The organism is Stenotrophomonas sp. 05L44_2 (genome assembly GCF_056665995.1).
Window position 1 is genome coordinate 1 of the sequence record NZ_JBFTNR010000084.1, and the last position, 8,575, is coordinate 8,575.

The window sequence follows — 8,575 nt, forward strand, 5'->3', positions numbered from 1 at the left end:
GTTCGTCGAACAACGCCGACAGCAGCGGGTAATGGTGCGGATTGAAGACGATGAACCCGGTGTCGACCGCCATCCTGCGGCCGTCCACCGTCACCTCGTGGGTGTGGGTGTGGCCGCCCAGGTAGTCGTTGGCCTCGAACAGGGTGACGTCATGCTCGCCGTCCAGCCACCACGCACTGGCCAGACCCGCGATTCCGGAACCGATGACCGCGATACGCATGTCAGTGCCTCGCCTTGGCCAGTACCCAGGCCGGGATCGGCTTGAGGCCCTTCACCAGGCCCAGCGCAGCCATTGCGCGCAGGCCATACCAGCTGATGTCGATCTCCCACCAGCGGAAGCCCTGGCGGGCGGTGCCGGGAAAGAAGTGATGGTTGTTGTGCCAGCCTTCGCCGAAGGTCAGCAGCGCCAGCCAGAGGTTGTTGCGGCTGTCATCACGGGTCTCGAAGCGGCGCCGGCCGAATCGGTGCGCCAGCGAATTGATGGTGACCGTGGCGTGGAACAACACCACGGTGGAGATGAAGAAGCCCCAGACCAGCATCTGCGGGCCGGAGGTATGCAGGCCCGGTGCCACACGCTCGAGCACCGCACCCACACCATACAGCGCAGCGGCCAGCAACACGGGAACCACGGTGTCGAACCGGTCCAGCCAGCGCAGCTCGGGGTAGCGGGCCAGATCGGGAATGCGCTGCAGATCGGTGGCAAAGGCGCTACGGGTGAGGAACCAACCCATATGGCTGCGCCAGAACCCGCCCTGGCGCGGGGAATGCGGGTCCTGCGGTTGATCGGCGTGGCGGTGGTGGTGGCGGTGGTGCGCTGCCCACCAGAGCGGGCCACGCTGCACGCTGGCGGCGCCGATGACCGCGAACACGAACTGCACGGTGCGCGATGCCTCGAACGTCCGGTGCGAGAAGTAGCGGTGATAGAACGCGGTGATGGCGAACATCCTGATCGCGTACAGGAACACTGCGACGGCAACCGCTGTCCAGGACACGCCCACCCAGATCACCCCGAGGCAGGCCACGTGCAGCAGCGCGAAGGGCAGGGCGCGCAGCCAGTCGATGCGGTCACCCTGGCTGCCGTCGATCGCCGTTTCGCTTCCGGCATCGGTGTCGAACCAGCGCTGGAAGGTGCGCAACAGGCGCGAACGTCTGCGGAGTGGAGGCGCTGCGGATGCCATGGACGGAAGCCCGAGGGAGTCGATTGCCTACCTCTACGCGTTGCGGTGCAGGTTGGATGCAGTGGATTGCAACAGACTGCGCGTTCACCTGCTCGTAACACCACAGCTCGCTACCAGCGGTCGCTGCAGCTCAGTGCGCCAGCGCTGCTCCGGCTGCTCKGTTGCGGGCGCGGCGAAGCGCACGGTCACCTGCGGATAATCGCCACGTGCATCGCGCAGGTTGCTGGTACCACGGAACTCGAGCAGGCGGCGATCAGCATCGGCGTAGACCAAGGACAGACGTGGGGCCACCGCGCCGAACCAGGTATCAAGGCGGACATTCACCGCATGGGCGGAAAGCCCCTGCCAGCGCACCGGGCCCTGGTACTGCACCTGCACGGGGTAGAAGCGTTGCCGGCCGGGCACCAGAAAAGGCAGGCTGACCGGTGCTCCACCCTGCAGCGTGCGCCAGTGGGCCCGCACGGCGGCATCGAAGCCGGCGTCGATCACGGCATCCGGGGGCAGCGGCAGCTGCTTGGTTCGGGAAGGCGTGGACGTGTCCTCCTTCCAGTCGACCCGGACCACGCCGGGGCCGACCCTCACATCGGCCGCTTGGCCGCTGCGGGCGTCCTGCAGCACATAGCCCCGCACCTGCGGCCGGGTGGCGGCGGGCATCTGCTTGCGGGCGAAAGGTTGGCCCGCAGGGCAAAGGTATTCCACCCAGCGTTCGCTGCCATCGCCGGCGCCGCGCTGCCAATGCACTTCGCGGTAGGCAATGACTCCGTTGGCCAGGGTGGCCACGCCCTCCGAACGCAGCAGCGGCGCGGCCGAAGCGGCGCAGGGCATGCAGAGCAGCAACCAGGCAAGACGCATCGGGGCGATCCATGGGAGGCTTGCGGGCCTGTACGCGCGCCGGCGCCGGCTGGATGCACGTTGGCACCCATCCCGGGTGCATCCAACGGGCGCCACCGTGCGTAGAGGGGAGGACTCCTCTTCACCCAACGGCAGCCCCCGCCGATGTACCGTCCTCCCGCCAGTCCCTCCCATCCCTTCGACACCGCGCGGATCGTGTCCAGTTCACAGCAGCCCAGCAACGAGCCAACGAACTGGAACGGCGAGATGGATGGCGTCGCCCGGCTGCGCGATCGTGACTGCTTCATGCGCATCTACGACCATTTCATGCCGCGCCTGTGCATTTATCTGCGTGGCCTTGGGGCACCCGCAGCGGTGGCCGAAGAGCTGGCCCAGGAATGCCTGCTGCGCCTGTGGCTGCGCGCGGCCGAGTTCGATCCTGCCCAAGGTGCGCTGAGCACCTGGTTGTATCGCATCGGTCGCAACCTGCACATCGACCGCGTGCGTCGCGAACGCAGCTGGATGCAGGTGCAGGAAGCCGTGGAAGACGCCGCTGCCGCCGACGTCGGCGAGCGCAGCAGCGCCGAGCAGTTTGCCGACCATGCCCGCCTGCGCCAGCGCATCAATGAACTGCCGGCCACGCAGGCGCGTCTGGTTCGCATGTCCTACTTCGAGGCCAAGAGCCACAGCGAGATCGCGCAGGCGCTTGGGATGCCGCTGGGCACGGTCAAATCACACCTGCGACGAGCGTTCCTGCAGTTGCAGTCGAAGGTCGGGGGTGCACCATGAATCCGCACCACCACCTGCATGAGTCGACGCTGATGAGCTACGCCGCCGGTGCTCTGCCGGCACCGTTGAGCATCGTCGCCGGCACCCATCTGGAGCAGTGCCCGCACTGCCGCCAGCGGCTGCGCGAAGCGGAGGCCATCGGTGCCGCATTGCTGGAGCAGACCCAGCCCGTGGCGGATGAGGCGCGGCGGGCGGGCCTGCGCGAAGCGATGCTTGCGCAGCTCGTCGAGGTCCAGGCCGACGCGGTGCCAGGCCCGCTGCGGTCGATGCCGCGCGAACGCCCCGAGGCGGATCCGGACCATCTGCCGACGTCGCTGCATCCGTACTTCGGCGATTCGCTGGGCCGGCTGCACTGGCGCTGGATGGCGCCGGGAGTGCATTGCATCCGTGCCGAGCAGATGCCGTCGCTGATCATGCTGAAGATCGCGCCGGGCAAATGCCTGCCGATGCACAGCCATGGACGCAGCGAACTGACACAGATCCTGCGGGGTTCCTACAATGATGCGCTGGGTCTGTTCGCGCCCGGCGATGTGGCCGACCTGGACGAGGAGGTCGAGCACCAGCCGGTAACGGCGCCGGGCGTACCGTGCATCTGCGTTTCCGCGCTGGATGCGCCGCTGGTATTCAGTGGTTGGCTGGCCCGCCGGATCCAGCGCTTCGTGAAACTCTAGGCTTCTTCAAGGTCAACGCATGTACGAAACACGCCCGCTGCGGATTCTGCTGACCGGCGCGACCGGACTGGTCGGGCAGGGCGTTGCCCGTGCCTGCCTCGCTTCGCCGCAGGTGGCGCGCACCGCTGCCCTGGTCCGCGGCAAGGCCCGGCTCGACGCGCGTATCGAGCAGATCGTGCTGGCCGATTTCCAGCATGCCCGTGGTGTGGGCCCGCAGCTGGCCGGATTCGATGCGTGTTTCTATTGTGCCGGAGCACCGCCGGTCGGCACCGCCGAGGACGAGTATCGGAAGGTGACGCTCGATGCCACCCTTGCCGTGGCTGCAGCATGGGCCGAGGCGAATCCGGACGGCCGGTTCCTGTATGTCTCCGGCGCCCATGCCAATCCCCACAGCCGGATCATGCCCCTGCGCATCAAGGGCGAGACCGAGGCCGCGTTGGCGCAGCTCGCGGTGCGCACCGTCATGCTGCGTCCCGCCGGGGTGCGCCCGGTTGCGGGGACCGGCACCCGTCATGCGGCGTTGAAGCCGCTGTATCGCTTTGGCGGTCCCCTGATGGCGGCGGCGGGCCGCGTCCTGCCCTCACTGGTGACCAGCAACGAAGCCATCGGCCGCGCGATGATCGTGCTGGCGACGATGCCGGAGCCGCCGGCGGTGCTGGAATGTGCGCAGATCAACCGGCTGGGTGGCGCTGCTGCAACCTGATGGGTGCGGTGCACATCTGCTGCACATCGCGCCTACTACAGTCGTCGCTCATCCTTCTGTGACGCATCGACGTGAACCTGCAGCCATCCTCTTCCCTGCTTCGCCCATCGCGCCCAGCGCCTGAAAACGGCCGTTTCGACCTGCTGGATGTCAACGCACTGCAGGATCCCGGCAGCGGCCGCATCGTCCATCTGTATTCACTGGTGGCGCGCTGCCTGTGCTGCGAGGTCGTATTCAAGGCGCAGGAGGGCGATGGGCTTGTCAGCACGTCTGCCGCGCGTGTACTGCGCTGCCCGACCGGCTGCGGTGAGCAGGCCTTCAGGGGCAGCGCGCTGCGCCAGTGGCGGCCCGCAGCGCAAGGCCCTCAGGCATTGCCCGGCTAAAGCACGGCCGGATTGGCCTGCCACACCGCGTAGTTGAGCGCGCTGGCGAACGTCACCCATGCCAGGTAAGGCAGCAGCAGCCATGCCGCCGCCGGACGCACGCGATGGAAGGCCACGATCGTGGCCACGATCAGCGCCAGCAACAGTGCGATGTCAGCGAACGCCAACGCCCCCTGTTTCCAGCCGAAGAACAGCCAGCTCCACAGCACGTTGAGGGCCAGCTGCAGCAGATAGAGTGCCAGCGCAGGCGCGGCCGCGCGCCATCCGCCCTGGCGCCACACCAGCCACGCCGCCAACGCCATCAATGCGTACAGCACCGTCCACACCGGACCGAACATGCTGGCCGGCGGTGCCCATGCCGGCAACGTCAGGCTTGCGTAGAAATCCGCTGSCGAGATCGAGGCACGCGCGCCCAGTGCGGCGGCCAGAAAAGTGACGATGGCCCAGCCCAGAAGGCCAACTGCTTGCCTGCGGACATTCACGGTGTCTTTCCTCCTGCACTATCGCGAACTGCGGTAGTGGGTTGTACGTAAAGGCGTCGCGACTGGATGCAGCCTTCGGGTCAGTCCGCCGTGCCACCGTCGCTGGCCGCTGCAGCACCGGGCAGCAACGCGGGCCGACCGTCGAACCATTCCCGCGCACCGGCCAGATGCCATTGGCGGCGCTGCCCATCCAGCTCGATGCCGGCACCCAGCAGGCCCCAGCGAAGGTAGAGGTCGCCACGCTTGCGCTGGTCCAGCAGATCCAGCCGCGCACGCAGCGAAAGGCGCTCGTTCTCCGCCTGCAGTCCATCCAGTACCAGATGCCCGGCGCGCCAGCGCAGGCGGGTATGCGCATCCACCTGGCCGGAGTCGAGCAGCGACAATGCCCAGCGCGGGTAATCGCTGCGCTCGGCAAACAGCGCCAGCAGCGGGCCCGCGTCGCGCATGGCAAGATCCGCGCGTGCGTCCACCTGGAACGGTGACTGCGCATCGATGTCACCGCGGGCGATGGTGACCCGGCCCCACCACGGCTGTGAACGCTGCTGCTCACCCACCTGCACGTTGCGCAGCTCGATCACGCTACCGCCCAGATCGAAGCGGCGCTGGCTGAAATCACCACGCCGCAGCCTGCCATCAAGGCGGGCGTCGCCCTGCAGGCCAAGCCCGGCCACCTGCAGGCGTGCGCGTTGGCTGCGCAGGCGGACACTGCCATTGCCAACCCGGCCCTGGGTATCGAGTTCAACGTCTCCGCTCACCTGGCCAGCGCCTCCCAGCAGCCGCACCTGGCCGTTGCCCAGGTAGCGGTTGTAGGCGGTGAGGTCTGGAATGCTCGCGTCATCGAAGCGCAGCTGGGCGCGCACGCCCTTGCGCAGCTCGCGCAGGCGACCGTCACCGGTGAGTGTCAGTGCCAGGTCGCGCCCATCGAACAGCGTGGCACCCTTGGCGCCGCCTGCACGCGCATTGAACGTGGGAAGCTTCACTGCCAGTACGGCGTGCGTCGGCGTCCCGGCCTGCAGTTGGCCATGGGCGCTGGCCGTTCCCTGCATGTGCACGCCGGCCACTTCGGCCACCGCCCGCGCCGCAGGTATATCGACGCTGCTGCCAGCGGCCAGCTCGCCGTTCTGCAGGCGCAGGTCGGCGCGCAGCACGCCACCGCCCTGCAGCTGGAACCAGGGTTTCTGCACGAACAGTGCGGGAATCCAGTTGAGCGAGGTGAAGGTCCATTCGCCCTTGACTGTTCCGGAGGTGCGGCCCAGCATCTCGCTGGGTTCGGCGAATGGAATGTGCCGCCCGGTGATGGTCAGATCCGCGTCCAGCGCAGCGCCTGTGCCCTCGCGCTGCGGCAACCGCGCCTGCAGGCGGATATCGCGGGCGGCGTCCAGCTGCACTGCCAGCGTTCCGCGGTCGGGGGCGCCAGCTCCCATCTGCAGGGGAACGCGCCAGACCGCATGGCTGCCGGGCTGAAGCGCGCCCTGGTCCAGGGTGATCGCGGCCTGCAGCTGCCCCGGCACGGCGGCGCTGGCAATGGAAGGACGTTGCGTGTCCGTATCCAGGCGCAGGCCCTGGCTGCGCGCCTGCACCTCCAGCACGGCATGCAGCAGCCCTAGCTTTGCCAGCCCGGGTGCCTGGTCGCGGTAATGCCGTGGGTAGGAGAACTGCGTCTTCAGCTGCATGTCGCCGAGCAGCTGGGTGCCGTCAAGGCTGACGTCGGCATCAGCGAACGCCACCTCCGAGTCCAGCAGTTCCGAGGGACCACCACGCAGCTGCTTCACGAAACCGACCGTGCCGCTGCCCTGGCCAACGATCAACAGCTTGCCCACGCGGACGCTGCGGATGGTTTCGCTATGAATGGCATCGAACCGCAACGTCCAGCCGCGATCGCCGCGCGGTGGTGAGGGAATGGCCTCCTCCACGCGCGCGATCTCGGCGGCCACCCCGGTCGCGTGCAGCGACGGCACGCGCACCTCGCGCTGGAACAGCGGCAGCAATGCCAAGCGTGCACTGGCGCGGTCCGCGCGCAGCACATACACCGTGTGATTGACGTGGCCGCGCATCTGCACATTCCAGGCGATGACATGCCCCGGCAGCAGCGTGATCGCCGGGCCGGTGGACATCACGAACTTGTGCGGTTTGCGATTGGTGACCTGATCGAACAGCGGCGTATTGAGGAAAACATTGCCTGCCAACAGGTACAGCAGATACAGGCCCAGCAGGTACGGCAGCAGCTTGCGGCCGTGACGGCGCCATCGCTGCGGGCGGGCGAGGGAGTGGGGCATGGACCCTCGGCGTGGAATGGGATGGTCATCACTATCGTAGATGCGGCTGCGGCGCGATGTGAACGTGCTGCGCACACCGCGTCCTATAATCAGCGCGTCACTGTTCAAGGAGGTCACGGCATGAATGCCCAGACCAGCAAGGAAGGCGCAACCCAGGATGCGCCGCGCGATGCCGCCTCGGCGTCGTTCGATCCGACCTACACCTCGGCCAACAGCGAGGTGCGGGCCGCCGCCGGTGGTTACTCGGTCACGTTGAACGAGGGCGACGGCGCGTTGAAAGTGGGTACCGAGCACAAGCGCGCAGCGTCCAGTCTCGCATCGCAGTTCCAGGGGACGTCGCTGAACATGGCCGGCAGCCCGACGCCCGATGGCGGCAGGGACTACCTGCTCACGATGGAGTCGGTGGTCGGGGCAAGCGCGAAAGGTGCCGGCTTCCAGGACACCAGCAGCACCGGCGTACGCGGGCGCTACAGGGTCAGCCTGCCCAGCGAGGCGGTGGACGTCGATCCCACCCGCATCAACCCGTTTGATCCGCAGACCATTCCGAAGGGGGGCAGCGTCACCCTGGATGGCCAGCAGTTCACCGGCACCGCACTGGAAGGCAGCTTCCGCCACATCGCCATGCAGAGCCAGACGACCGAGGCGAGCGGTGCCAGCTACCGCGTGGATCGCCTGGATGATGGCCGGGTGCGCGTCACCACCGGGCCGAACGAGGCGGTGGAAGCCTTCAACGGCATGGGATTCAGTGCCGGCAGGTTCAGCGCGATTGCCGGTCGGCAGGACGCGCTCGGTCACGCTGCCGTCCGCACTGCCACGTTCGACCTGGATCAAGCCGAAGGCCGCCAGGCCTATGAACAGTTCATCGACAACGGCACGCTGAGCGGCCAGACCCCGGGCGTGCAGGATCTGGCGACGGTCGAGCGGCTGGGCATGAGTTCGCAGGCGCGGCTGAAGGTCGGCTATGGCGACACGTTCGGCCTGGACCTGGCGGGTGCACGCAACAGCGGTGATGTGGTGCAGGTCAGTCGCGAGGACGGCAGCCGCACCGAACTGCGCAGCGTGCAGTACAACGGCAACCTGCCGGCAACCCGGGTCAGCGCCTACGGCGCCGACGGCCAGGAAGACAGGGCGCAGCGCCGCTATGAATTCACCTTCGACCTGCGCGGCCATGCGCAGGGTGAGCAGATTGCCGGAATGGTCAACGCGGCACTGTCCGGCGACCCCAGCGGTGATCGCGGACCGGTGAAGGCCGGTGAGCTCAC

9 protein-coding genes and 1 pseudogene are annotated in these 8,575 nt (G+C 67.7%); 5 read left to right on the forward strand and 5 right to left on the reverse strand.

Annotated features, from left to right (window positions below; all coding sequences use genetic code 11):
- The 3 genes from AC1VAN_RS04740 to AC1VAN_RS04750 all read right to left on the reverse strand — a co-directional run.
- On the reverse strand, window positions 1–220 hold a 220-nt coding region (locus AC1VAN_RS04740; RefSeq protein ID WP_480985361.1), incomplete at its 3' end, for an FAD-dependent oxidoreductase.
- Between the two features lies 1 nt (window position 221).
- Window positions 222–1,178 (reverse strand): acyl-CoA desaturase, encoded by a 957-nt coding sequence (locus AC1VAN_RS04745; protein WP_442251075.1) that lies wholly within the window; start codon window positions 1,176–1,178, stop codon window positions 222–224.
- Between the two features lie 84 nt (window positions 1,179–1,262).
- Window positions 1,263–2,030, reverse strand: coding sequence for a hypothetical protein (locus AC1VAN_RS04750; protein ID WP_442251076.1), 768 nt, complete (start codon window positions 2,028–2,030; stop codon window positions 1,263–1,265).
- A gap of 144 nt (window positions 2,031–2,174) precedes the next feature.
- Here AC1VAN_RS04750 and AC1VAN_RS04755 point away from each other — a divergent pair, with 144 nt between their 5' ends.
- The 4 genes from AC1VAN_RS04755 (at window position 2,175) to AC1VAN_RS04770 (ending at window position 4,555) form a co-directional block, all read left to right on the forward strand.
- On the forward strand, window positions 2,175–2,798 hold the full coding sequence (locus AC1VAN_RS04755; RefSeq protein WP_025874474.1) for a sigma-70 family RNA polymerase sigma factor: 624 nt from the start codon (window positions 2,175–2,177) through the stop codon (window positions 2,796–2,798).
- Window positions 2,795–3,469 (forward strand): ChrR family anti-sigma-E factor, encoded by a 675-nt coding sequence (locus AC1VAN_RS04760; protein WP_025874475.1) that lies wholly within the window; start codon window positions 2,795–2,797, stop codon window positions 3,467–3,469. Before AC1VAN_RS04755 ends, AC1VAN_RS04760 begins: the two co-directional genes overlap by 4 nt.
- 19 nt (window positions 3,470–3,488) lie before the next feature.
- Window positions 3,489–4,172, forward strand: a complete 684-nt coding sequence (locus AC1VAN_RS04765) for an NAD(P)H-binding protein (RefSeq protein ID WP_080148703.1) — start codon at window positions 3,489–3,491, stop codon at window positions 4,170–4,172.
- A 71-nt stretch (window positions 4,173–4,243) separates the two neighbouring features.
- A complete protein-coding gene (locus AC1VAN_RS04770; RefSeq protein ID WP_032974675.1) occupies window positions 4,244–4,555 on the forward strand; it encodes a hypothetical protein in 312 nt (103 codons plus the stop codon).
- On the opposite strand, the gene AC1VAN_RS04775 is transcribed toward AC1VAN_RS04770, so the two are convergent.
- Both AC1VAN_RS04775 and AC1VAN_RS04780 read right to left on the reverse strand, forming a co-directional pair.
- Entirely contained in the window at window positions 4,552–5,037 is a 486-nt protein-coding gene (locus AC1VAN_RS04775; protein ID WP_480985362.1) for a TspO/MBR family protein, read from the reverse strand. The genes AC1VAN_RS04770 and AC1VAN_RS04775 overlap by 4 nt on opposite strands.
- A gap of 80 nt (window positions 5,038–5,117) precedes the next feature.
- Window positions 5,118–7,313 carry a hypothetical protein gene (locus tag AC1VAN_RS04780; RefSeq protein WP_442251078.1) on the reverse strand — a complete coding sequence of 732 codons (2,196 nt, stop codon included), beginning with the start codon at window positions 7,311–7,313 and terminating at the stop codon, window positions 5,118–5,120.
- A 120-nt stretch (window positions 7,314–7,433) separates the two neighbouring features.
- Between AC1VAN_RS04780 and AC1VAN_RS04785 the strand changes: the two are divergent.
- Window positions 7,434–8,575, forward strand: a pseudogene (locus tag AC1VAN_RS04785) (hypothetical protein); the annotation flags it as partial.